At 33.4% G+C, this 25,499-nt stretch carries 27 protein-coding genes; 24 read left to right on the top strand and 3 right to left on the bottom strand.

Translation table 11 applies throughout. The features are described 5' to 3' along the window. Positions 1 to 9 precede the first annotated feature (9 nt). Complete coding sequence (locus D1003_RS03285; protein WP_153935713.1) at positions 10 to 759, top strand: SDR family NAD(P)-dependent oxidoreductase; 750 nt, start codon at positions 10 to 12, stop codon at positions 757 to 759. Between the two features lie 55 nt (positions 760 to 814). Here D1003_RS03285 and cysS read toward each other — a convergent pair whose 3' ends face one another. Together cysS and folE are read right to left on the bottom strand one after the other, a co-directional pair. Beyond that, entirely contained in the window at positions 815 to 2,275 is a 1,461-nt protein-coding gene (cysS, locus tag D1003_RS03290; RefSeq protein WP_153935714.1) for a cysteine--tRNA ligase, read from the bottom strand. Positions 2,276 to 2,302: 27 nt separating this feature from the next. Then, a complete protein-coding gene (gene folE / locus D1003_RS03295) occupies positions 2,303 to 2,968 on the bottom strand; it encodes a GTP cyclohydrolase I FolE (RefSeq protein WP_153935715.1) in 666 nt (221 codons plus the stop codon). Positions 2,969 to 3,213: 245 nt separating this feature from the next. Between folE and D1003_RS03300 the strand changes: the two genes are divergently transcribed. The 4 genes from D1003_RS03300 to D1003_RS03315 all read left to right on the top strand — a co-directional run bounded on the left by D1003_RS03300 (position 3,214) and on the right by D1003_RS03315 (position 7,945). Next, a complete protein-coding gene (locus D1003_RS03300) occupies positions 3,214 to 4,998 on the top strand; it encodes an ABC transporter ATP-binding protein (protein WP_153935716.1) in 1,785 nt (594 codons plus the stop codon). Between the two features lie 273 nt (positions 4,999 to 5,271). After that, positions 5,272 to 6,135, top strand: a complete 864-nt coding sequence (locus D1003_RS03305; protein ID WP_153935717.1) for a hypothetical protein — start codon at positions 5,272 to 5,274, stop codon at positions 6,133 to 6,135. After that, positions 6,132 to 7,241, top strand: coding sequence for a glycosyltransferase (locus tag D1003_RS03310; RefSeq protein WP_153935718.1), 1,110 nt, complete (start codon positions 6,132 to 6,134; stop codon positions 7,239 to 7,241). The genes D1003_RS03305 and D1003_RS03310 overlap by 4 nt, the downstream gene beginning before the upstream one ends. A gap of 17 nt (positions 7,242 to 7,258) precedes the next feature. Beyond that, the gene (locus D1003_RS03315) at positions 7,259 to 7,945 is read left to right on the top strand and encodes an NAD(P)-dependent oxidoreductase (RefSeq protein ID WP_153935719.1); all 687 of its coding nucleotides are present in this window, start codon (positions 7,259 to 7,261) and stop codon (positions 7,943 to 7,945) included. Here the strand turns inward: D1003_RS03315 and D1003_RS03320 are convergent. After that, positions 7,933 to 8,943: a glycosyltransferase gene (locus D1003_RS03320; protein ID WP_153935720.1), complete on the bottom strand. Its 1,011-nt coding sequence runs from the start codon at positions 8,941 to 8,943 to the stop codon at positions 7,933 to 7,935. The genes D1003_RS03315 and D1003_RS03320 overlap by 13 nt on opposite strands. A gap of 62 nt (positions 8,944 to 9,005) precedes the next feature. Here D1003_RS03320 and D1003_RS03325 point away from each other — a divergent pair, with 62 nt between their 5' ends. The 19 genes from D1003_RS03325 to D1003_RS03415 all read left to right on the top strand — a co-directional run bounded on the left by D1003_RS03325 (position 9,006) and on the right by D1003_RS03415 (position 25,282). Continuing rightward, positions 9,006 to 9,533 (top strand): DapH/DapD/GlmU-related protein, encoded by a 528-nt coding sequence (locus D1003_RS03325; RefSeq protein WP_153935721.1) that lies wholly within the window; start codon positions 9,006 to 9,008, stop codon positions 9,531 to 9,533. 18 nt (positions 9,534 to 9,551) lie between these two features. Next, positions 9,552 to 10,625: a DegT/DnrJ/EryC1/StrS aminotransferase family protein gene (locus D1003_RS03330; protein WP_153935722.1), complete on the top strand. Its 1,074-nt coding sequence runs from the start codon at positions 9,552 to 9,554 to the stop codon at positions 10,623 to 10,625. Further along, positions 10,598 to 11,167 (top strand): acyltransferase, encoded by a 570-nt coding sequence (locus D1003_RS03335; RefSeq protein ID WP_221410913.1) that lies wholly within the window; start codon positions 10,598 to 10,600, stop codon positions 11,165 to 11,167. Before D1003_RS03330 ends, D1003_RS03335 begins: the two co-directional genes overlap by 28 nt. Continuing rightward, the gene (locus D1003_RS03340) at positions 11,160 to 12,032 is read left to right on the top strand and encodes a glycosyltransferase (protein ID WP_153935723.1); all 873 of its coding nucleotides are present in this window, start codon (positions 11,160 to 11,162) and stop codon (positions 12,030 to 12,032) included. The genes D1003_RS03335 and D1003_RS03340 overlap by 8 nt, the downstream gene beginning before the upstream one ends. 3 nt (positions 12,033 to 12,035) lie before the next feature. Beyond that, complete coding sequence (locus tag D1003_RS03345) at positions 12,036 to 13,052, top strand: glycosyltransferase family 2 protein (protein ID WP_153935724.1); 1,017 nt, start codon at positions 12,036 to 12,038, stop codon at positions 13,050 to 13,052. A gap of 38 nt (positions 13,053 to 13,090) precedes the next feature. Beyond that, positions 13,091 to 14,524, top strand: coding sequence for a lipopolysaccharide biosynthesis protein (locus tag D1003_RS03350; RefSeq protein ID WP_153935725.1), 1,434 nt, complete (start codon positions 13,091 to 13,093; stop codon positions 14,522 to 14,524). Between the two features lie 81 nt (positions 14,525 to 14,605). Next, positions 14,606 to 15,622, top strand: coding sequence for a sugar phosphate nucleotidyltransferase (locus tag D1003_RS03355; RefSeq protein WP_153935726.1), 1,017 nt, complete (start codon positions 14,606 to 14,608; stop codon positions 15,620 to 15,622). Between the two features lie 59 nt (positions 15,623 to 15,681). Further along, on the top strand, positions 15,682 to 16,482 hold the full coding sequence (locus tag D1003_RS03360) for a DUF4292 domain-containing protein (protein ID WP_079207510.1): 801 nt from the start codon (positions 15,682 to 15,684) through the stop codon (positions 16,480 to 16,482). After that, positions 16,479 to 18,032, top strand: a complete 1,554-nt coding sequence (locus D1003_RS03365; RefSeq protein ID WP_153935727.1) for a murein hydrolase activator EnvC — start codon at positions 16,479 to 16,481, stop codon at positions 18,030 to 18,032. The genes D1003_RS03360 and D1003_RS03365 overlap by 4 nt, the downstream gene beginning before the upstream one ends. A gap of 29 nt (positions 18,033 to 18,061) precedes the next feature. After that, positions 18,062 to 18,244, top strand: coding sequence for a twin-arginine translocase TatA/TatE family subunit (locus D1003_RS03370; RefSeq protein ID WP_079207514.1), 183 nt, complete (start codon positions 18,062 to 18,064; stop codon positions 18,242 to 18,244). A 104-nt stretch (positions 18,245 to 18,348) separates the two neighbouring features. After that, a complete protein-coding gene (tatA, locus tag D1003_RS03375) occupies positions 18,349 to 18,546 on the top strand; it encodes a twin-arginine translocase TatA/TatE family subunit (protein ID WP_153935728.1) in 198 nt (65 codons plus the stop codon). Positions 18,547 to 18,568: 22 nt separating this feature from the next. Beyond that, positions 18,569 to 19,180, top strand: a complete 612-nt coding sequence (locus D1003_RS03380) for a DUF4254 domain-containing protein (protein WP_153935729.1) — start codon at positions 18,569 to 18,571, stop codon at positions 19,178 to 19,180. Then, a complete protein-coding gene (locus D1003_RS03385) occupies positions 19,173 to 19,643 on the top strand; it encodes a hypothetical protein (RefSeq protein WP_052911625.1) in 471 nt (156 codons plus the stop codon). The genes D1003_RS03380 and D1003_RS03385 overlap by 8 nt, the downstream gene beginning before the upstream one ends. Positions 19,644 to 19,660: 17 nt before the next feature. Next, positions 19,661 to 20,254: a GTP cyclohydrolase II gene (gene ribA, locus D1003_RS03390; protein ID WP_153935730.1), complete on the top strand. Its 594-nt coding sequence runs from the start codon at positions 19,661 to 19,663 to the stop codon at positions 20,252 to 20,254. A 151-nt stretch (positions 20,255 to 20,405) separates the two neighbouring features. Next, a complete protein-coding gene (locus D1003_RS03395) occupies positions 20,406 to 22,112 on the top strand; it encodes a glycoside hydrolase family 3 protein (RefSeq protein ID WP_153935884.1) in 1,707 nt (568 codons plus the stop codon). A 13-nt stretch (positions 22,113 to 22,125) separates the two neighbouring features. After that, positions 22,126 to 23,259, top strand: a complete 1,134-nt coding sequence (gene bshA / locus D1003_RS03400) for an N-acetyl-alpha-D-glucosaminyl L-malate synthase BshA (protein ID WP_153935731.1) — start codon at positions 22,126 to 22,128, stop codon at positions 23,257 to 23,259. Between the two features lie 14 nt (positions 23,260 to 23,273). Further along, positions 23,274 to 24,536: a DUF2851 family protein gene (locus D1003_RS03405; RefSeq protein ID WP_153935732.1), complete on the top strand. Its 1,263-nt coding sequence runs from the start codon at positions 23,274 to 23,276 to the stop codon at positions 24,534 to 24,536. A 6-nt stretch (positions 24,537 to 24,542) separates the two neighbouring features. Then, positions 24,543 to 24,764: a hypothetical protein gene (locus tag D1003_RS03410; protein WP_004916635.1), complete on the top strand. Its 222-nt coding sequence runs from the start codon at positions 24,543 to 24,545 to the stop codon at positions 24,762 to 24,764. Beyond that, entirely contained in the window at positions 24,761 to 25,282 is a 522-nt protein-coding gene (locus tag D1003_RS03415) for a GNAT family N-acetyltransferase (protein WP_153935733.1), read from the top strand. The genes D1003_RS03410 and D1003_RS03415 overlap by 4 nt, the downstream gene beginning before the upstream one ends. The last annotated feature ends 217 nt before the right edge of the window (positions 25,283 to 25,499 follow it).

Consider the following 25,499-nt stretch of genomic DNA (forward strand, 5'->3'; position numbering starts at 1 on the left):
AATTTTATTATGGGAAGAACGGCATTTATAACAGGAGCTACGTCGGGCATAGGGAAGGCTACGGCAGAGCTTTTGGCTCAACAGGGATACAGACTCATCATTTGTGGACGAAGAGCAGAAGTTTTAGAAGAGTTTAGAGAGAAATTATCTTCAAAAACAGAGGTGTATGCTTTGGTTTTTGATGTTAGAAACGCTGATGAGGTAGAACACTCCATAACATCTTTGCCTGAAAGTTTCAAGGATATAGATATACTCATCAATAATGCAGGGAATGCTCACGGATTAGAGCCTCTGTCAGACGGTAATATTTCTGATTGGGATATGATGATGGACGCTAATGTGAAAGGTTTACTTTATGTCTCAAAGCCGATTATCTCTAGAATGAAAGAGGTAAAGAGAGGGCATATTATCAACATTTCTTCCGTTGCGGCTCGCCAAACTTATGCTAACGGGGTGGTCTATTGTGCTTCTAAAAGGGCTGTAGATGTGATTTCGGAAGGTATGAGGATAGAGCTTACTGGTTTTGGTATTAAAGTAACCAATATTCAGCCTGGAGCGGTAGAAACCGATTTCTCTAAAGTGAGATTTAAAGGAGATGAAGCAAGAGCTAAAGCCGTTTATGAAGGTTACGAAGCCCTGAAAGCCGAAGATATTGCAGATGCAGTAGCGTATTGTATCAACGCTCCAGAGCGTGTTTCTATAGCGGAACTCTGTATTTATCCTAAAGCACAAGCGGAGCCTAGAACCATTTGTAGATAAATGAAATTAAAAGAAAAAGGGACATTTTATAAAGTGTCCCTTTTTTATTATTGAGTTAGCTCAAACTATAAGTCGTCCCTTCTTTACCATCTTTTAGTTCAATGCCTTTTTCTAGCAGTTGGTCTCTAATCTGGTCGCTTAATTCCCAATTTTTAGCTTTTCTAGCTTCGTTTCTAAGGTTGATTAGGATTTGAAGGGCTTGGTCTAGCTTTTCATTATTATTTTCTTCTATTTTCTGAAGTCCTAAAACATCAAAAATTAGACGGTTTAAAGTTTCTTTTAATAGAACTAAATCTGTTTCACTTATACTTTCCTTGCCATCTTTTAGTGCAAAAATAAATTTAACAGCTTCAAATAAATGAGCAATAAGTATAGGAGCATTAAAATCATCTAATAATGCGGTGTGGCATTTAGACTTCCAATCCTCAATATTGAATGTAGTATTGTTACCATTAGCTGATAAATGTTCTAAAACACTCATAGCTTCCATAAGTCTTTGGAAGCCCTTTTCACTAGCTATCATTGCTTCGTTAGAAATATCCAATACACTACGATAATGGGCTTGCATAAAGCAAAAACGCACTACTGATGGATGAAATGATTTTTCAAAAAAGTCATTTTCCCCAGAAATGAGTTGCATTGGGAGGATATAGTTTCCTGTGGACTTGCTCATTCGCTGTCCGTTCATCGTCAGCATATTGGCGTGCATCCAATAGTTTACGGGTGATGTTCCATTACACGCCTTACCTTGAGCAATCTCACATTCGTGGTGAGGGAATTTTAAATCCATTCCGCCTCCGTGTATATCAAATTTTTCGCCTAAATATTTAGTACTCATAGCAGTACATTCTAGGTGCCAACCAGGAAATCCCTCTCCCCAAGGAGAGTTCCATCTCATAATATGAGCTGGAGAGGCTTTCTTCCATAGTGCAAAATCTTGTGGATTTTTTTTCTCTCCTTGTCCGTCCAAATCTCTAGTGTTGGCAAAGAGTTCTTCTATGTTTCTTTTGGAAAGTTCGCCGTAGTTTAGTCCTTTCTCATTGTAAGCCTTTACATCAAAATAAACTGAACCATTACTTTCATAAGCGAAGCCTTTGTCTATTAGTTTTTGTGTGAGTTCTATTTGCTCCATAATATGCCCTATGGCGGTAGGCTCGATGGTTGGGGGAAGTAGATTAAAAAGTTCTAAAACTTTATGGAAATCTACGGTGTATTTTTGTACAATTTCCATAGGTTCTAGCTTTTCTAACCTTGACTGTTTTATGAAACGGTCGTTGTTTACATCACCATCATCGGTAAGATGCCCCGCATCAGTAATATTTCTTACATAACGCACTTCGTAACCTAAATACACCAATGTACGGTAAATAAAATCAAAGGACATAAAAGTACGCACATTGCCCAAATGAACATTGCTGTACACCGTAGGCCCACACACGTACATGCCTACCTTGTGGTCTAAAATAGGTTTGAATATTTCTTTTTCTCCTGTGAGAGAGTTATATATTTTAAGCATATCTTTTTCGTTTTGAAAAGGGTGGAGTTAATCTAGTTTTGTGTGACTACCAACATAGTGTAGAAACTCTTGCCTAGTGATAGGATTAGTTCTAAAGATACCACTAAGCTCGGCTGTAATGGTAGAGCTAGCCGTATCCTTGATGCCTCTGCAATTAACGCAAAGGTGCTTAGCATCAATAATACAAGCCACATCATTAGTGTTGAGAGCCTCTTTTAAAGCCTCTACTATTTGCATAGTGAGTCTTTCTTGTACTTGTGGACGTTTGGCGTAATAATCTACAATTCTATTGATTTTTGATAACCCAATCACTTCCCCGTTAGAGATATAAGCCACATGAGCCTTACCGATGATAGGCAAAAAATGATGCTCACAAAAAGAATAAACTGTAATATCTTTTTCCACGAGCATTTGTCTGTATTTATACTTGTTGCTAAAAGTAGAGATACCTGGTTTGTTTTCAGGAAGTAACCCACCAAAAATCTCATTTACATACATTTTGGCTACTCGCTTAGGTGAATCTTTTAGAGAGTCATCTGTCATATCTAGCCCTAAAGTTTGCATGATTTCGGCAAAATGTTTCTCTATAATAGCAATTTTTTCTTTGGGTGTTTTCTCAAAGGCATCAGATCTTAAGGGGGTGTACTCTTTGCCTGTAAACACATCGTCATCATTATCAAAATGGTTATTCATGATATACTCTGTAAAATAGGAGCAAAGTTAAGAAAATCTTTGGAGTAATGTGGTGTAGACATAAAAAAGGATTAATGATAAATTTAATCTTGTATAAGATAAAGCTTTGTAGCTATGAATAAAAGCAGATGGATTCAAAATAAATTTGTAGCTTTGCGAGGTTATTTATGTGTGGAGGTTAGTTGAATTGTGCATTTAGTATTATAATTTTTCTGAATGCGTTATATGATTATTAGAGTACAAGTATGAAAAATAAGACAACGAGTAGTCTTGGTTTTTTTAATTATTTTAAAAAAATAATAGGGTGGCATATCTATGGCTATATATTACTCAATTTTTTGGTTGGGCTATTAGATGGTTTAGGTTTGGCTATGTTTATTCCTTTATTGGCTTTAGCTACAGGAACTGAGGGAGGGGGAGAATCTTTGGGTAATTTACAGTTTTTAGTTGATCTTATTACTAAAATAGGATTAGAGTTAAACTTGATGACCACACTGGGTTTTATGGTTTCCTTGTTTTTATTTAAGGGCGTTTTTTATTACCTGCGTTCAATTTATTTCATCAAAATTCGATTGAAAACGATAAGAACCGTACGTATTCGTTTGATTGAAGGGCTGAAATCACTTTCTTATTCTGGGTTTACCAAAATGGAAGCTGGTAAGTTGCAAAACAACATGATTGGAGAAACGGGAAAACTAGTGGGGGCTATGACTTTTTACTTCAATACAATGCAACATATAGTTATGGTGATGACTTACGTGGTATTGGCTTTTTCTGCGAACTGGAAATTTGCCGTTATGGTAGGGTTAGGAGGTGTGATAACGAATATTTTTTATAAGTATATCAATAAGATAACACAGAGGTATGCAAGGAAGCAATCCTTGTTGGGACATGATTTTAACGGAGATTTAATACAAGTTATCAATCATTTTAAATATCTAAAGGCAACAACTTATTTTAAAGCGTTTGAAAAAAAATTGCAGGATAATATTTGGACGGTAGAGGAGATTTCATTTAGAATAGGGCGTATTGGAAGTATTGCTGAAAGCCTTAGGGAGCCATTAATCATTGTGGTTATTTCGGGAGTTATCCTGTTTCAGGTTAATGTAATGGGAGGGGATTTTAGTTCTATTTTGGTAAGTTTACTTTTGTTTTATAGGGCTTTGGCTCATTTGGCTTCGATGCAGAATGCGTGGAATGGCTTTTTGACGAATTCGGCGGGATTAGAGTCTATAGAGACTTTACTTCTCCAGTTTACTAAATATAAGGAGCTTCAATATTCGGAAAACATAGAGGAGATAGGCGAAATAAAGGTAGAGAATGTAAGTGTGAAGTATGATAGCAAAGAGGTTTTGAAAGAGGTAACATTCTCTATTCCAAAGAAAACCTCCGTAGCTTTTGTGGGTGAGAGTGGGGCAGGAAAAACGACGTTAGCTAATGTGATTTGCGGGTTAATGACTCCAAATCAAGGCTCAGTTTGGGTATCGGGTAAATCGGTTTATGCTTCGGATTTGGATTCTTACAGAAAAAGGATAGGGTATATTACCCAAGAGCCTGTGGTTTTTAACGATACGATTTTTAATAATGTAACTTTTTGGGCGGAAAAAACGGAGGAAGCACTTGCTAAATTCCATAAAATTATGGAAATGGTATCCTTGAAAGATTTTATGGAGGGGCTTAACCAGAAGGAGGATACTGTACTTGGGCATAATGGGATATTGATTTCGGGAGGGCAAAAACAGAGGATTTCCATAGCGAGAGAGCTTTATAAGGATGTGGAATTGATGATTTTGGACGAGGCGACTTCGGCTTTGGACTCTGAAACAGAAAAACATATTAAGGAAAGTATAGATATGCTGCAAGGTAAGTTTACGATGATTATTATTGCCCATAGATTATCTACTATTAAGAATGTGGATGAAATTTTTCTCTTGGAGCAAGGTGAAATTACAGCTTCAGGAAATTTTGGGGAATTGATGAGTACATCAGATAAGTTTAAGAAAACGGTGGAATTACAAGGCTTAAAATGAAATGTTTTTATGAAGTTGGGAAGTTCATAAGAATGAATTTTAATTAAATAACCTAAATCGAGATAAGCAACCATTAAAAAATAATTGACAGTCGTTTACTCTTTGTAGGTTAAGTGACTTTTTTTAGAAAAAAAACTGTATTACTTTGTCCCAAATCTCAAATATTTTTTTAAATTATATTGATTTGGGAGCTGTGGAATGTGTAGAAGAACACCAAATTTTTGAAAAAATAAAAGAGTTGACTTATAATTAATTTGTATTTATATATATATCATGATTAAGCGCATTAAGGATAGCTTGCAGGTTTTATTAGGACGCAAAGAAGCTATTTATTTAACCCAAGATAAAAATAAAGAACCCAATTTTAATCGGGAAGTTTTTTCTGTAGAAGAAAAAGCGTATATAGATAATACTTCTATGGAGTTTATATTTGCAGAGTTTGGAGAAAACAGAGTAAATGCAGGAGGGGCGGATTTAAGTGGACATTCAAGATTAGATCCCACTCTTTCTAGCTTAAAAAAATATTTTCCTAAAGCTACTTATACTGTTTATACAGATTTTGATTTAAAAATAGAAGGGGTGCAGACTAAGAGAGTAGTATCTCCAGTTAAAAATGAGGAAAACCATACAAGGTTTGGACATAGGACAAGTGTTTATTTCAGGTTTTTAGGTTTATTAGAGTCTGAGGCAGATTTTAAGTGTTCAATAGATACAGATATGTATATCACTTCTGAAGATATTATTGCTTTAGTAACTTTAACTCAAAAATTTGGTTTTTGTGTTCCTCATAATGTAAGGCAATTATTGAGACAAGATATGAAGATGTCTTTGGATACAAGAGAAATTACAGATAAAAGTAGGGGGATGGGGTATTCTTATAACCAAAGCCCTATGACTCTTTGGAAAGATGATATTAGAGGACAGATATTTTATAAAAGAGCATCAGAATTAATGAAAGCAGAACCTGCAAGAGGATCCTACATTATGTGGAAAGCTGCTTGGGATACAGGGGTTTATCCGTATGTATTGCCAAGACAATTTTGTGTTTGTGTAGGAGAGGAAGGGTGTGGTGAAGAAGTTCTTTTACACGTAGGACATCCCCCAGTAGAGAAATACTATAAAGAGTATTTAAAATGAAAAAAAGTATTTTATTTATTGTTGACAAACCTAATTGGGCATACGAATACATGGTCAAAGTATGGGTGCCTTATCTTTTCAGTGAGTACGATTGTTACATAACTTATCAGCAGGATTATTTTATTAAACCTTTTGACGGTAAGGTACGGTGGTGGGTTCAATTAAAGTCTTATTTTATTCATACTCTTAGTTATATTTTAAATAAAGATAAATTAACCTATTTTGTCTCTGATAATAAAAGGTATTATTATCCTAAAAGAACAAAAAATAAAGTATATCAATTTGATGCAGAACTCAATAAAACTTTAGTTGATAGAATCAATTTTGATATTATCACGGAGATGGCTTTTTACTTTCAATATACTGCAGAAATTCCCTTTACAGCTCCTAGGAAAATAGTAGGTATATTTACAGATAAGTTTCCTCATGATGGTCCAAATGTAGATATTAAAGAAAATATAGATCGCTCATTATTGGATAGAAAAAGTTTTTATGATAAGTATTTATCGTCTTATGATTATATTATAGTAGGAGGTGGAAATTTAGAAAAAGAGTATAAAAAGTTATCTAATAGAGTGCAGTTTGTTTACGGTATTTTTGGACAAAATAATTTTATAGAAAATAAAACTGTAGGTAAAAAAGAAGGATTAATAATAGGTTGGACGGGAACCCCTAAGCGACCTATGAAAGGTTTTGAATCTATTATTCTTCCCGCTATGGAAATGGTTAAAAATACAGGGAGAAAAGTAGAGCTTAAGACAAAGTTTTCAGGAGCTTATGAGGAACTGTATCCTTTTTATCAAGATATAGATTTGGTAGTGATAGCTTCCGATGCAGATTCAGGTCCATCTCTTTATGCCGAGGCATGTCTTGCAGGTGTGCCTGTGATTTCTACCAAGGTTGGATTGCCTCTTATGGGAATTAAGGATGGAGAAAATGGATATTTTTTTGAAAGGAATCCAGAAGCTCTTGCAGAAAAAATAATTAAATTGTATGATGAAAGAGAGATATTGGTGGGGTTTTCTGAAAGAGTGAAAAAGGACTATCTTACTTGGATGGATAATGCTAAAACAATAGAATATTTTAAGAAAGTTCTTTCTAACTGATATTAAATAGAATGCCAATGGTAGTAGGTAATGGGCTTATAGCTTCCTTATTTAAGGGGGAAAGTGTGGCTGAGGTGGTGTTTTTTGCTTCGGGGGTCTCAAATTCTTTAGAAACAGATAAGACACAATTCCAACGAGAGGAAAATTTATTAAGAAAAAATATAAAGAAAAATCCTGATAAATTGTTTCTCTACTTTTCTACTTGTAGTATCTACGACTCTTCTAAGGCGGAGAGCCCTTATGTTTTACATAAACTTAAAATGGAGCAGGTAGTTGCAGAGACTTGTTCTCGGTATTTGGTTTTGAGACTAAGTAATGTGGTGGGAAAAGGAGGGAATCCTAATTTGTTAATGAATTATCTTGTAAACTCCGTTAAACGAGGAGATGTAATAAATGTTCACACAAAGGCAACAAGAAATTTGATAGACGCAGAAGATGTTAAGGCTGTTGTCTTTAATTTACTCAAACAAAAACAGTTTAATAGAGTTGTTAATTTAGCCTATATAGATAATTATACTATTATTGAAATACTAGAGATATTAGAAAGTGTTATCAAACTTAAACCAAATCTTAACTTGATAAAGGTGGGGGTGGGCTATCCAATTAGTATTTCAAGTGAAGTAGAAAACTATTTTATAGAAAATAGTCTTAACAACAAATATCTGTACTTGAAAAATATTTTATCCAAATATTATCTTTCGTAGCGGTATTTAAAGATTTTCATACCAAGCCAAGTGGGCAGACTATTAAAAAAATCTTTCTTCTTGGTATCAATGGTAAAGCTAGAGGAGAAGTAGTCTAATAGGCTCAAAGAAGCTAATGTCTTATAACTAGAGTAACTCTCTTTCCAAAGAATTTCATTTTTTTGAGCTTTCCAATTCATTAGTAAAGTGGTGGTTTTGTAGTTGGTAAGGTATTTTAAAATGAGGTTTTTTCTTTCCTTTTCTGTTTCATCCTTCAAAGCTTCGTTAATGTGTTGTCCTATGGTAAACCAGTTGTCAAAATTTCTTTTGTTTCGGTTGTGAATAACGGATTTTTTATGCAAATAGTAAGTATAGGTTATGCCTTTATGGATAGCAATGTGGTTCATTTTTAAGACTAAATGAAAGGTCCATAGCTCGTCCTGTGCAAATAGCCCCTTTACAAAGTATAATTTGTTGTTTCTAAGATATTCTGTTATAAAAAGTTTATTCACAGCATAGGTTACTAATTTGCTTTCTGAGAATGCTTTTAAGATATTATCATTTCCTTTAATTTCTGTTTCTGAGGCTTTTATCTTGATACAGATAGATTTCTCTCCAGTTTCAAGCTGTTCACATTCAAGTTGGGAGATTACCATTTCTGCATTAGTGTTCTCGGCGATATTAACCAAGATTTCTATACAGTTGGGCGTGATGGTATCATCACTATCTAAGAAAAAAAGATATTTTCCTTGAGCGGTATCAATCCCTTTGTTTCTGACAACGGATAAGCCAGAGTTCTCCTCCAAATGATAGATCTTCCAATTATTAAGCTGATGTTTAGAAATAAAGTCTTCTGCAATTTTTACAGAGTTATCAGGTGTCTGGTCATTTATGAGGGTAACTTCCAAGTTTGGATAAGTTTGGTCTAATACAGATTGTAAACACTTTTCTATAAAATCTTCACATTTAAAAACAGGAATGGATATCGTAACTAAAGGAGTGGAGGTTCTATTTTGCATAAATTTGTTTTTAGCAAAAGTACAATTATTTTTTATACATTTGTAGGTGTTAAATTGTGTTTATGGGCTTCTTTTCAAGACTTATTTATTTTTTAATTAAATATCCCAATTTAAAAAAAATAAAAAAATATTCGTCAAATTTTAAATTTGGGGATTTTTGTAATTTTTCTTTTTATCCTCAACTAAGAGATGTTAAGCTAGGAAATGGTATTAGTATTAGAAATTATTGCAATGTTTTGGTGGGGAATGAGGCACAGCTAATAATAGGGGATAATGTATTTATGAATAATTATTGTTCTATCAATTGTTTAGATGAGATAGAAATAGGAGATAATACTTTATTTGGGGAAGGAGTGAAACTTTATGACCATAACCATCAACATACAAAAGGAAAGGTAGAACATCACATTTTTACTAAAGCACCTATAAAAATAGGTAAAAACTGTTGGCTTGGAAGTAATGTAGTCGTATTAAAGGGAGTTACTATTGGAGATAACACCATTATTGGAGCTGGGTGTACCATATACAAGGATATCCCTGCAAACAGTATTGTGATTAATAAACAAGAATTAATGGTAAAATCTATATAATTTTTTAAATTAAAAAATATGCTAAATGTAACAAAAACTTATTTGCCTCCAATAGAAGAATATATGTCTTTTGTTCAGAGGGCATATGACAAAGCATGGTTGACTAACAGAGGGGAGTTGGTTTTAGAACTAGAAAAACAACTTAAGGAATATCTTAATGTCAAGAATATCATATTAACTACTAATGGCACACTACCGATTCAAATAGCGATTAAAGCACTTAATCTGAAAGGAGAAATTATTACCACGCCATTTAGTTATGTTGCTACAACCTCGTCCATTGTTTGGGAGAATTGTAAACCAGTATTTGTAGACATAGAGCCTGATTACTTGACTATTGACCCATTAAAAATTGAAAGTGCTATTACATCCAATACAACGGCTATATTGGCGACTCATGTGTTTGGTAATCCGTGTGATGTGGAGGCGATAGAAAATATAGCAAAACAATATAATCTTAAGGTTGTTTATGATGCTGCACATGCTTTTGGAGTTACATATCAAGGTAAGAGCTTATTTAGTTATGGAGATGTAAGTACTTGTAGCTTTCATGCTACTAAGATATTTCATTGTGGAGAAGGGGGCTGTATGATTACTAATGACGAAGAACTTATGCATCGTTTATTCTATATGCATAACTTTGGGCATGAAACACCCACGAGTTTTTACGATGTAGGAATTAACGCAAAAATGAGTGAACTCCAAGCGGCTATGGGATTAGCAGTATATAATCATTATGATGAAATTTTGAATGGTAGAAAAAGGGCAGTAGAGTTATACTTGAGTTTGCTTGAAGGTACAGAAGCTGAGGTGTTGAAGATTAGAGAAAATACGGAATGGAACTATCACTATTTCCCAGTGGTATTTAGAACAGAAGAAGAGTTGTTAAGAGTTCAAAAAGAAATGAATAATAAGAATGTTTTTCCAAGGAGATACTTCTATCCAAGTCTTAATACACTTAATTATGTTGATTATGTGCCGTCGCCTATATCTGAGAGTATCAGTCGACGGGTGTTGTGTTTACCGTTGTTTGATAGTATCACAAAAAGTGAAATAGAGAAGGTTTGTCAAATTATTATGAGGGAGATATGACTTCTTTTTACAGCATAGAAGAATTGAAAGAATTGCCGATTAAATCATTTGGTGAAAATGTGTTAGTTTCAAGAAAAGTAAGCCTATACGGAAGAGATATTGAGATAGGTAGTAATGTTAGGATTGATGATTATTGTATTCTTTCAGGCAAAATAAAATTAGGTTCTTATATACATATAGGAGCATATTGTGCATTATATGGAGCTTTTGGTATAGAAATGGAGGACTTTACTGGTTTATCGCCTAGATGTACAGTTTTTTCAGCGACTGACGATTTTGGCGGAAATTTTCTTATAAGTCCAATGACGAAAAAGGAACATACTCGTGTTAGTGGAGGACTTGTTAAAATAAGACGATATTCTCAAATTGGAACGGGTTGTGTTATTATGCCTGATGTAGAAATAGCAGAAGGAACAGCGGTAGGGGCAATATCTCTAATCAGCAAAAATACGGAAGCTTGGTCTGTATATGTTGGAGTACCTGCAGCTAAAATTAAAAAAAGGGAAAAAGGTTTGTTAGATTTAATTTCTGATTATGAATAATTTAGTAAGTGTTGTAATGATTACTTATGGTCATGAAAATTATATTTCTAAGGCTATAGAAGGGGTTTTCATGCAAAAAACCAATTTTCCAATAGAGTTCATAATAGCTAATGATAATTCTCCAGACAGTACAGATGATGTTATAAAAAACATTTTAACTACAGTTCCTTCTCATATTGAAGTAAAGTATACCAAACATACTCATAATAAAGGTATGATGGGGAATTTTATTTGGGCATTAGCACAAGCAAAAGGGAAATACGTAGCGTATTTTGATGGAGATGATTATTGGATTGATGAAAATAAGCTACAAAAGCAATATGATTTTATGGAATTTCATCAAGACTATGCAATATGCTGCCATAATTTTAAGCTTCAAGACGGAGAAAATATTTCGGATAAATCTTTTTTTGATGATTTAACAATAAAAGAAACCTCTAGTATAGAGGATTTGGCGAGGCAGAATATTGTTCCTACTTTAACTTCTTTTTTTAGAAATATTAAAGTTGAATTTTCTCAATGGTCGTATTCTTCTCCGCTGGGAGATTTAGTGCTGTTCCTTAATGTAGCTAGATTTGGTAAGATTAAATATTTTAACGAAAAAATGGCTGTTTATAGGCAAAATGTAGGGGTATGGAGTGGGAAGAAACAAGATTATTCTAAATTGGCATGGATGTATTCAAATTTAGCAAATGATTTTAAATATTTACCTAACGTGTATAGTGAGCTAAAAAGGCAGGAGCAAAACCATGCCAAATATTATTTGGAAACATTAGCCTATGAGAGTATATTACGAGACGATTACTTTAAAAAGTTACCTTTATTGCAAAAGATTAAGCTGCTTTTAAAAAAAATACTTAAATAGTATATGGATATATACATAAAATCATTCAATAGACCTTACTATCTAGACCGTTGTCTAGCGTCTATTGAAAGAAATGTAAAGGGAACTTATTCTGTTATAGTTTTAGATGACGGTACTCCTCCAAGATATTTGGATAAAATAAAAGAGAAGTATCCTCAAATAAATATCAAAATATCTAAGTCTTACTCCCAAAAAGTAAAGGCAGTAGAAGACAATATTTTATTGGGGAAGGATATAGATGGCTTTAGTATTCCTACCGATTTATGGATAGAAGCAGTTGAGAGTGGAACAGATTATTGCGTTGTTACAGAAGATGATGTATGGTTTACAGAAACAATTGATGTAGAAAATTTACTAACAGAAGTAGAGAAAAATAACATCAATCTTTTAAAATTAGGCTGGCTAAGTAACTTTAAAGATGATGAATATCTCCAGATAGGTAAAATTGGCGGAGATATCAATTTTAATAGACCTAAGGATTTGTTTCTAGGCTCAAAGTGGTTAATGGATTTGTTTTTTTATAATAAGTATAAATTCTTTACAATAGGTTATAAGTTAGGGAAATTTGATAATTATACCAAAAGAAAATACTGGTCGCTCAATTCTATCCTGATGGGATTATGGAAAAAAGAATATTGGCTAGAAGTCTGGAAAGATGCAAAGGGTAAGGTGGACGAAAAACAACAATTAAGAAATGCAGCCACTTACTATAATGAACATAAAAATAATCCAAACTTTATAGCTAGACTTTCTAAGGAAGCTATGAAAACGACTTTTCAAAGTTCTGCCACTAATTCCTACCACGAATACGGGTTTAAGGTGGATATAAACTACATCAACTATCTTTTGAATGAGGCTTGGTATAATGATAGGTTAGAGAGTATGCAAAACTATCCTAATGATTTTTCTGTTGAGTATTTGGAGACTTTCTTTGACGATAAAGCAGATAAAAACGAATACCGTAAGTGGGTAGAGCAATTTAAAAATCAATATAGAAACCTCGGCTGTAGTATAGAATAGAAGTTTATATTTTCTATATCTTTGCAGAAATTTTTGCTTTGAAAAAATTACTCAACGAGACTATTATTTATGGTATTGGAGCAATCTTACCGAGGGTTATTTATTTCCTGCTTAATCCTTTTTTCATTTACTATATCTCTAGGGAAGAGTTTGCCCAGTTTACCAATCTTTATGCTTGGATGTCTTATGTAAACATATTACTTACACTTGGGTTTGAAACCTCTTTTTTCCGTTATTCGGCAGAGAAGGAAAACGAAAACAAGGCATTTTACACCTCGTTTTGGTTTCTCTTTTTCACAGCAAGTTTGTTTTTAGGTGGAGTTTATATTTTCAATCAAAGTATAGCAGATTCATTAGGGTACGTTACTCATCCTGAGTATATTAAATGGTTTGCTTGGATTGCTTTTTTTGATACTATTTGTGTAATTCCGTTGGCGTGGCTTAGATTTAATAATAAACCAATAAAGTATTCTGCTATTAGAGTGGCACAAGTGCTGGTTCAAGTATTGAGTGTTTTGGCATTATTTCTATTTATACCTAAAGAAGCCTCTCAAAGTTTGGGTATGGAGACATCGGTGTCTTATGCATTCGTAAGTAATATTATAGCTAGTGTGGTGGCGTTTGTAATGTTGCTACCCGTAGTTAGCAAGATAAGGTTTAAGTTTTCTATAAATTTGTTTAAACGAATGATAAAATACTCATATCCACTGATGTTGGCGGGATTAGCATTTGTTGTAAACGAAAACTTTGATAAAACGGTACAATATAACATTATTTCCAAGGCTGAAGCTGGGGCTTACGGAGGTTGTTATAAGTTAGCTGTTCTAATGACTCTATTTGTTACGGCTTATAGAATGGGTATTGAGCCTTTCTTTTTTAAACAAATGAACAATGCAAATGCTCCAAAAACTTATGCAAAAATCACGGAGTATTTTACATTATTTGCATCTGTGGCAGCTTTGGGTATTATAGCGAATATCAGTTGGTTAAAATCAATTTTTATTACAGATAGCTCTTATTGGATCGCTATGGATATAGTACCGATTATTGTGGTGGGTAATTTGTGTTTCGGTATTTATTATAATTTATCTACTTGGTATAAAGTTACAGATAGAACCTTTGTTGGTACGCTTATTTCCTGGCTGGGAGCGGCAATTACCATTGTACTGAATTTGTTGTTACTCAAAGATTATGGGTTTATGGTATCGGCGTGGGTAACCTTGTTGGTTTATTTCTTAATGATGCTAGTGTCTTACTTTTTAGGACAGAAGTATTACCCAATCCCTTATAATATGAAAAAAATAATGTTGGTACTTTTGGTATTGTCGGTATTTTCGTTTCTGTCTTATCAAGTGTTTGAAGCAAATGTATGGATTGGGAATATTTTATTCTTAATCTTTGGATTTGGTATTATTTTTTCTGAGAGGAACTTAATTTTATCAATGGTAGCGAGGTTTAAAAATAGAGGGTAATTTTAATCAGTTGTTTATTTTTGGAGGAAGAAAAATTAAAATACTATATTTGGAGTTTAATTAGTAATTTATCATAAAAATATGAAAATAATAGTACCTATGGCGGGGCGAGGCTCCCGATTGAGACCACATACTCTTACAGTTCCAAAACCACTTATACCTATTGCGGGTAAGCCTATTGTGCAAAGATTGGTGGAAGATATTGCAAAAGTCGCAGGACAACCTATAGAGGAAGTAGCTTTCATTATTGGAGATTTTGGTGATGAAGTAAAAACTTCTCTAATCCAGATTGCAGAAAAATTGGGGGCTAAAGGGAGTGTATACACTCAAGATGAGCCTCTAGGTACGGCTCACGCAATAAAATGTGCGGAAGCTTCTATGCAGGGCGATGTGGTAGTAGCGTTTGCAGACACTCTTTTCCGAGCTGATTTTGTCTTAGATACTAATTCGGATGGTGTAATTTGGGTGAAAAAAGTAGAAGACCCTTCGGCTTTTGGAGTGGTTAAGTTAGATGATTATGGTTTTATTACCGATTTTGTAGAAAAACCCCAAACATTTGTTTCGGATTTAGCTATTATAGGAATTTATTACTTTAAATCTGCTGAAAAATTAATGGAGGAGATTAATTATATTATGGACAATAATATAATGCAAGGAGGGGAGTATCAGTTAACAACAGCATTAGAAAATTTAAGACAAAAAGGAGCGAAGTTCTCTTTAGGTAAGGTAAATGACTGGATGGATTGTGGCAACAAAAATGCAACGGTAGAAACTAATAGCAAGATATTGCAATATGAAAAAGAAGCGATGTCTTCATTCCCATCGTCTGCTAAGATAGAAAATAGTCTTATTATTCCTCCATGTTTTATTGGAGAAAATGTGGTTATTAAAAATTCCAAAATAGGACCTAATGTTTCTTTAGGAAATAATACTGAGGTGGTTAATTCCAATATAGATAATTCTTTAATACAGGAGAAAACACTGATTAATCATGGTAATTTGAGTAATTCTATGATAGGTAACTCAGCTAAATACTTTGGAGTGTCTAGAGAAATTTCGTTGGGAGACTATTCGGTGTTAGATTTTCTTTCTAAATAAATAAATGTATAAGTTTTTAGCTCTTTTTCCGTTATAGTATAAATCTTAACTTTAATATTATGAATAAACTTTGGTTATTGGGTGGAGTTATGCTTATACTAGTGTCATGTAAGACTCAGCAGAATATTCCGTCTGAACCACCTGTAAGTACACATAAAAAGATAGAAAAAGACCAAGTTTTTTTCAATAATATCCTTAGAGAATCTGCTTTTAAAAATTTAAAGATTTCTAGTAAAATTAAGGTAGATAACGGGAGTCCAATTCCTACATTGGACGCATTGGTTTATATAGAAAATCAAAAGAAAGTTTGGGTAAATCTTTCAGCGTTGTTCTTTAATGTAGCAAGAGGTATCGCCACGCCAGAAGGCATTAAAGGTTATGAAAAATATAATAAAACTTATATAGATTCGGATTTTTCTTATCTTAATCGACTTCTGAATGTTAACTTTATCGATTATTCAGCTCTTCAGAATTTATTGGTAGGGAGGACTTTTGTTCCTATTAAAGATGGTGATTTTGATTTGATTAAAAACACACAAAGCTATCATTTAACATCGTCTAAAAATCAAAAAATAATAGTAGATGGTAAAGTGAATGAGTATAAAGTGGAGCTGGATTATGACACAATGTTTAATCTTAGTAGAGTAAAATTATCTGACGTTAAAACGACTGATTATCTAGAAGTTTTTTATACCAATTGGGAAAACTTTGAGGGAAATTATTTGCCTAGAAATGTTAAAATTATTATAAAAGCAAAAAAAACAGACCAAATTTTCATAGAAAATACGAAATTTGATTCCTCTGTTATGGATACGCCGTATACTGTGCCAAATAATTATACAAAGAAGGAAATTAAATGATATTCAAGAAGATAATTTTTTTATTGGGAGTGTTGTGTTTTGGGTTGTTTTTCTCTCAAAGGAAAGAGCAACTTCAGAAGGAGAGTGCAGAGTTGAAAAAGCAGATTGCGCTTATTAACTCTAATCTCACGAAAATGCAAAAGGAAGCAAGGCTTTCGGTAGCACATCTTAATGAAGTTAATAAAAAAATTCAATTAAGAGAGAAAATTTATAGAAATACACAGAAAGAAAAGCGCTTCATCGAAGATGACATTTATCTCCGTCAAAAACAAATCAATAAATACAGAAAGGAACTAGCCATATTAAGAAAAAACTATGCAGAGATATTGGTGAAAGCCTATAAGAATAAAGGTATTCAGAATAAGGTTACATTTATTCTGTCTGCTAGGAATTTAGGAGAGGCATTAAGAAGGGTACAATATCTTAAGCAGTATTCTGACTATCAGGATAAAAAAGCAGCAGAGATTAGTAACAAGTCTGCAGAAATTCAACAAACACTCAAATTAAAACAAAAATCAATAAAAGAAAAGGAAAATATTCTTACTCAGCAGCAGAAAGACCTTTTAGTGATTCAGAATGATAGAAAACAAAGAGAACTATTATTAGAAGAATTTAAGAAAAATGAAACGGCTCTTACAGTTGAATTAAAACAAAAACAAGCGCAAGCTAAGAAAATTGAAGGGGAAATCCGAAAGATAATAAACGAAGAAATAGCAACAGCTAAAGCAAAAGAAGAGGCAGAACGAAAGGCAAGATTGGAAAGAGAAAGACTTGCAAGGGAAGCTGCAGCTAGAGAAAAGGCAAGGATAGATGCAGAAAATAAGGCGAAAGCAGAAGCGTTAGAAAGAGAAAGGAAAAAAGCAGAAGCGGAAGCCGCTAGATTAGCAGAAATTGAAAGAAAGAAGCAAGATGATGCAAGAAAACAGGCCGAACTTGCAAAAGCAGAAGAAAATGCAAGAAATGAAGCTCGTCGTATAGCTGCCGAAAAAGATGCTAGAGAAGCGGCTGCTAGAGCTAAGGCAGCGGAAGAAAAAGCTAAGGCAGCAAGAGATGCTGAGGCAGAACTAGCCAAGAGAAAAGAAGAGGAAAAGAAAAAAGCAGAGGAAAAAACAAAGACTGCGTTTGGTGTAGGAACGGCAATAGGGTCTAATTTTGCAGAAAATAGGGGACGAATAGGTTTTCCTGTAGAAAGAGGGCAAGTAACGCATCGTTTTGGTAGGCAACCACATCCGGTATTCAAAAATATAGTGGAGGAAAATAATGGGATTAGAATAGCTGTTTCTGAAGGAACTAAAGCTAGATGTGTTTTCCCAGGTGAAGTTTCAAGGATTTCTTTTGTAGGCGGTACCAAAACGGTTATCGTAAAACACGGCAGTTACTTTACGATATATAGTAATTTATCCGATGTTTCGGTTTCTCCAAACCAGAAGGTTTCATCAGGAACTACCATTGGAACTATTGCACAAGATTTTGAGGGAGCTTACTCTTTAGATTTTCAAATATGGAATGGAAGTACACCTGTTGATCCATTAGGGTGGGTCTCAAATTAATTATAAATGAATAAAAATATAAATAAATTATGTTAACGACTATTTTAGCACTATCAGTACAGCATATACTTATAGTGTTGGTTATACTACTCTTGTTCTTTGGGGGGAAAAAAATTCCAGAATTGATGAAAGGTTTAGGCTCAGGGATTAAGGAGTTTAAAGATGCAGTAAAGGAGGAAGAAAAACCTTCAACAAAGGAAGAACCAAAATAGAGTAAATCTCTTTTTTTGACGGTCAAATTTTGGTAAGGATAGCAAATTAGTTTAAATTTTGCTATCTTTACCAAAATTTTGTTTTAATACTTAAAGATAAATATATGTTAGTAGCTATTCTTGGGGTAGTAGGACCTTGGCAAATTGTTGCTGTCGTTGTTGTATTATTGCTTTTGTTTGGAGGGAAGAAAATTCCGGAATTAATGAAAGGTTTAGGCTCAGGGATTAAAGAGTTTAAAGATGCAGTAAAGGAAGAAGATAAAAGTGCGCCATCAGCGGAGGAGGAAAGTAAAAAATCATAATAAAAGTAAGATTTTAAATTAAATGAGTTTTTCTGAAAAAGCTTGGGATATTTTTAATCAAGCCATTATAGATTATCATAAAACAGATGATATAGATGCAACTGAGACTAATCCGTTTTCTGAAAATACTTTGGAACGACTTTTGTATTCAAAGAATTGGATTGATACCGTTCAGTGGCATTTAGAAGATGTTATTCGTGATGAGAACATATCTCCCGAGGAAGCTCTAAAGATTAAAAGGAGGATAGATTCATCAAACCAAAACAGAACCGATTTGGTAGAGTATATAGATGACTATTTTCTGGAAAAATACAAGTCTGTAAAGCCTAAAGAAAATGCGAAAATCAATACAGAAAGTCCAGCGTGGGCTATCGATAGATTATCCATATTGGCTCTTAAGATTTATCATATGAAGATAGAAACCTCGAGAGATACAGCGAATGAGGAGCATAGATTAAAATGTTCTCGTAAGTTGTCTGTTCTTGAAGAGCAGAAGGAGGATTTGAGTATTGCCATAGATGAATTATTGTTTGATATAGAGAACGGTAACAATAAAATAAAGACTTATAAGCAAATGAAAATGTATAATGATGATAGTCTAAACCCAGTTTTATATCAAAAGAAGAATGCTTAAAAATATTTTCCTTTTCATATTCGCTACATTTTTGGTAGTTTCTTGCTCTGTAGAACAGGTTAATCTATCTCCTTTTTCACAAGAAATTGTTTCGAAAGGACAGGTTAAAATTTCCTATGATACTGTTGTTATGAATGCGGGGGTGAGCCTTGATCAAGTAAAATATGCATCGGAACTTTCAACAGCGGCGGATAAACTTCCTAGATTTTCAGATTCGGCAATAAACGAACATATAGATTTAATAAAGTTTAATGTTTCTGAATATCTTTATGCGCTTAGAGAGCACAATGAAAATAGAAAAGTAAGGACTTTAAACGGTTTGCAAAAGAGCTACAAAAAACTTCAAAGATTGAGAAAAAAGCTATCTTTGGAGGAAGACGAAATGCTTAATTTTTATTTAGTTAAAATCAAAACTAATATCACGTTATTGGAATCTATTAATACATCTTCTGATAATTTTTAGTATTACATAAATTTTATATGTTGAAAATACAGGCTGAGGCTAATATTCCTACCGATTTTGGTATTTTTAAGATGGTCGCATTTTCTGATAATGAAATGGATTGGACTCCACATATTGCATTGATTGCCAATAATACGGATTTTTCTAAAGTGATAAATGTGAGATTTCATTCAGAATGTATTACAGGAGAGGTATTTCATTCTAAAAAGTGTGAATGTGGTCAGCAGCTAGATGCAGCTATGAAATATATGCAAGAAAACGGTGGTATTATCCTTTATTTAAGGCAAGAAGGTAGAAATATAGGAATTATCAATAAACTTAGAGCTTACGCTTTACAAGAGCAAGGAATGGATACAGTGCAAGCAAACCTACATTTAGGGCTACCTGCTGATGGAAGAGATTTTGCTGTAGCTATTGATATTTTGACTAGTTTTGGAGTGAAAGAAATTAACCTACTTACCAACAATCCAGATAAATTGAAATTTGTAGAGGATAGTTCTATAAAACTTAATGAAAGAGTTCCTTTGCAGATAGTTTCTAATGAAATTAATGAGGATTATCTAAAAGTTAAGAAAACTTATTTTGGACATTTGTTGGAAGATGAAAAATAATGAACCAAATAGAACATATTAGAAGGACTTTTTATAATAAAGGTCCTTTTTTGTTTTTGAAAGTAAGCTCATAAAAAAATTGTATATTTGTTGTAATCAGAATTAACTTTTTCAAAAACGAATGAATATTAGAAAAGTCTTAGCTTGTGCGATGTTATTTTTTATTTTTGGAAATAATAAAGCACAATATATACCTAAAAATAACGCTGAAACCCTAAAAAAAGAAGCCAAAGTTTATGCTGAAAAAACCTATCAACAGCTTTCTGAAGATGAGAAAATAGGGCAACTTTTTATAGTTGCGTTATATACTAATAAAGGGGAATCTTTCATCAATCAAGTAAGAACATTGGTGGAGATGGAAAATATAGGTGGGCTTATATTGATGCAAGATGATACTCGTAGGCATATAAGTCTGGTAAACGAACTTCAAGGTAAATCTAAAATACCTCTGATGATAGGTATGGATGCAGAGTGGGGACTTTACCAAAGGCTTCCAATAGCACATAAGTTCCCTTGGGCAATGACGCTTGGGGCGCTTCAGGATAATACGCTTATTTATGAAATGGCAGCCAAAATAGCTGAAGATTGTAAAAGAATGGGGATTTATTGGGATTTTGCTCCTGTGGTAGATGTTAATACCAATCCTATCAATCCCATTATAGGTAATCGTTCTTTTGGGTCTAATGTGAAAAAAGTGATAGAGAAAGGATTAGCTTACAGTTATGGTTTGCAGGATAACGGCGTTTTGGCAAGTATTAAACATTTTCCAGGACATGGAGATACCGATACAGATTCTCACTTGGATTTACCTATAGTTAATCATTCATTACACAGACTTAATAAAGTGGAGTTAGCTCCATTTAAAGCACTTATGGATAAAAAAATAGGTGGTGTTATGGTGGCTCACCTTTATGTTCCGTCTTTGGAAAGTCAAAAGGGAATTCCAGCTTCTATTTCGTATAATATTGTAACTAATTTGTTGAAAAATAAGTATGGTTATCAAGGGCTTATTATTACCGATGCTCTTAATATGAATGCGGTTGCGAAGAGGTTTAGTCCGGGAGAACTTGATTTAAGGGCGTTTAAGGCGGGTAACGATATTATGCTTTTTTCTCAAGATGTACCTTCTGGTAAAAGGTTAATTAAGAAATCTTTGCAATCTGGCGAGATTTCTCAAGATAGACTAAAAGAGTCGGTCATGAAAATTCTAGAAGCAAAGTATCTATTAGGGTTGCATAATTTTAAACCTATTGATGCCAATAACATAGAAAGAGATTTAAATAATGATACTCATCAAAAATTAACGGAAAAGCTATACGCCAGCGCTTTAACATTGATAAAAGATGAGGCAAAAGCTCTACCTTTAAAATCATCAAAATACTATTATTTACCTTTGGAGGAAGCTCCTTATCAAGACTTTATTAGAGAACTTCAAAACGGAAGAGAAGTAGAGCTTATTACAGAAGATAAATTAAATACTTTACCTCAAAATACTTCAATTATTGTAGGGCTTCATAAGGATAACAGCACAGCATATAAACCTTATAAAATATCGGCGAAGTCTAAGGCGATTTTGGATAGAGTAGCTGCTAGGCATCAGTTGATATTGGTGGTGTTTGGTAGCCCTTATGCTTTGAGAGATATAAATATAAAGAATTATCCAACGGTACTTGTCGCTTATGAAAATAATGAATTATCTATGAAGGCTACTGCCAAAGGACTTTTAGGTAAAACTAAAATACACGGGCGACTTCCTGTGGTCGTAAATCAAGATTTAAAAGAGGGAGTAGGGATAGACGTAGCACCTGTACAGAGCGAAACTGAATGTAGTGCTAAACCAAATGTCGTCATAGAATAAAATGTTGAAAGGTATGAAAATAGGCATTCTTTGTTATCCTACTTACGGAGGTAGTGGCATTGTAGCCACCGAATTAGGAATGAGTTTAGCTCAAAAAGGTTATGAGGTACACTTCATTAGTTCTAACCTTCCTGCTCGGTTAGATATGACCAACCCTAACATTTTTTTTCATAAAGTAAATGTTGAAACCTATCCATTGTTTAAATATCAGCCGTATGATATTGCATTGTCTTCGGCTATTTATCAGGTAGTTAAACTTTATAAATTGGACCTCATACATGCTCATTATGCTATTCCGTATGCTTATGCAGCCTTTGTGGCAAAGCAGATGCTGAGAGATGAAGGTATTTTAATTCCCATAGTTACCACACTACATGGCACCGATATTACTTTGGTGGGGCAACATCCTAGTTATAAGGCGGCAGTTCAGTTTTCTATCAATCATTCAGATGCGGTAACTTCTGTTTCGGAAAGTCTTAAAAAAGATACCTTGAAAGCTTTTACTATTAAAAAAGAAATACAAGTTATTCCAAATTTTATTGATAACGATTTGTATAACAGTTTTGTAGGTTGTTGTAGAAGACAGTTTGCAGAAGATGACGAAAAACTGCTGATTCATGTTTCTAATTTAAGAAAAGTTAAGAGAATTCCTGATGTGTTAGAGGTGTTTAAAAGAGTGCAGGAAAAAGTACCAAGTAAATTGGTAATTATTGGTGAAGGTCCTGATATGGAATTGATTAACGATTTCCTTATGGCTCATCCGTACCTTATAGACAAAATAAGAATTTTAGGGAAAACTAATGATTTGTACCAGATTTTAAAATGTACTGATGTGTTTCTGCTTCCTTCTGAACAGGAGAGTTTTGGTTTGGCAGCGTTGGAAGCAATGGCGGCAGGAAATGCGGTGATTAGTAGTAATGCAGGAGGGATACCAGAGGTAAACATACAAGGAGAAACAGGCTTTTTGACGGAAGTGGGCGATGTGGAAACTATGGCTAAAAAGACCATCAATCTCTTGCAAGATGATGCTTTGCTCCAAAAAATGAAAGAAAGAGCAAAAGAAGTAGCCTTGCGTTTTGATTTAAAAAATATTCTCCCACAATACGAGCAGATGTACCGTGAAACGATAGAATCTTTTAAAAGTTAACCTTAACTTTTCGTATGAACGAGCAACTACTGCAATATCTTTGGAATTTTAAACTCTTTAAAACTTTTGATTTTAAGGATACTAAAGGTAATAAGGTAGAGGTCTTAGATTTTGGTCAGTGGAATTCCGACGAGGGAGCCGATTTTTTGTTTGCTAAAATTAAATATCAAAATATTGTTTTAGCAGGAAGTATAGAATTGCATTTAAAATCTTCGGATTATCAAAAACATCAACATCATTTGAATAGGCAATATGATAATATTATTTTGCATGTGGTCTATACTCACGATAAAGATGTGGAAGAGTTGGTTGAGAAAAATATCCCAACATTAGAGCTTAAAGATTATTTAGAGACTTCTACACTAGAGAAATATCAGAGGTTAAAGGCTCAAAATGAGTTTATTCCGTGTGAGAAGTTGATAGAGATTTCTAAAATTCCGTTTCAGTTTTCAGAGGAAATATTACTTAAAAAACTTGACCAAAAATCTTTGGAAATAGAAACAGCACTCGCTGAAACTAAGAATAATTACGAAGAAGTTTTATTTCAAAATTTGGCGTATGTTTTTGGACTTAAAATCAATGCTTTTGCTTTTAAGCAAATCGCAAAAAGTGTAGGTTTTGGTATTGTAAATAAAATAAGACATCATCAAAATCAATTAGAAGCTTTATTTTTCGGGTTGAGTGGCTGGCTAGAAACACCTTCCGATACGGAAACCGAGATGTGGAAAAGAGAATTTGATTTTCTAAAAGCCAAATATCAACTGAACGACACTTTTGTAGCACCTAAATTTTTAAGATTAAGACCTGTAAATTTTCCCACAATAAGGTTGTCTCAGTTGGCTCATCTTTACCATTTGCATCAAAATTTATTTTCAAAAATAATTAAAGCGTCTTGCCTTGAGGAACTTTATGAATTGTTTACGCCAATTAAAGCATCGGAATATTGGGATAATCATTATAATTTCGGAAAACCAACGGATAAAAAATCAGTTAAAAAATTGACGAAGAGTTTTATAGATTTAGTTATTCTTAATGCGGTTCTCCCTTTAAAATATACTTATCATAAACATTTGGAGGAAGAAATTTCCGAAACCATTTTAGATTTTTATCAAAATATTAAACCAGAAAAAAATAGTATCATAGAGCAGTGGGAAGTTTTAAAAGTTCCTATTAAGACGGGTATGGACAGCCAAGCCTATTTATTTCAGTATAAAAACTTTTGTAGTCAGAAAAAATGTCTAACTTGCGGCATTGGATATCAACTTTTAAAAAGATAGAGGCTTATGTTTGAAAATTTAAGACACAGATTTGAGCGTGAATGGTTTGGTGTACTTACTAGAATGGGGTCTAGACTAGGGATTCCTGTGTCAAAATTAAGGGTCTTTTTCATTTATTCTACATTTGCGACGGCAGGTGTATTTTTCCTTCTTTATTTAGGGTTGGCATTCCTACTTTGGGTAAAAGATATTTTTATCGTAAGAAGACCTAGCGTATTTGATTTATGATGAAGATACAAATAAAGCCTGTGAATAGTAATAATATTACTAAACTACAGGAAATCTATCGGTCTTATATAAATACTTTTCCAAAAGACGAACGCAGAGATGAAGCGGGTTTTTGGGCTTTAGCTAGAAAAGATTTTTCTCCTATAAGAGAAATTATAAGGGGAGAAGATAGTGTAGGCTATATTATTGTGTGGGATTTATCATTATGCTTGTTTGTAGAGCATTTTGAAATATATACTTCGTTTAGAAATCAAAATTTAGGTTCTCAAGTATTGAATTATTTAAAGAATAAATTTCCATTGGTAATCTTGGAATCAGAACCTGATGGTTTAGGAGAATTGGCTTCTAGAAGATTGAATTTTTATCAGCGTAATGGTTTTGTAATTTTGGACAAAGGTTATATTCAGCCAGCTTATTCAAAGGATAAAAAAACATTAAATCTTTACTTGTTAGGAACGAAAGTCTCTAATGATTTATCTCTTATTGTTCAGGAAATAAAAGAACGGGTATATATGTGAATGTCTCGTTTTATACTTTGACCTATAATTCTATAGTATTTTACCATTGAAAAATAGCTGATTATGGTTTAGTAATGGGTAATGTCCATTTAGAAATAGTATTTTACTACTTAGAAACAAAGAATAGATAATTATAATTTTTTAGTTAATAATCATAGTGCATAATAATGGGAAGCAAATGATGCTTGCAAATGAAAGTGGGTGTATCTTAAGCAAA

The organism is Riemerella anatipestifer, from assembly GCF_009663465.1.
In the GTDB taxonomy this organism is placed as follows: Bacteria; Bacteroidota; Bacteroidia; order Flavobacteriales; family Weeksellaceae; genus Riemerella; species Riemerella anatipestifer_C.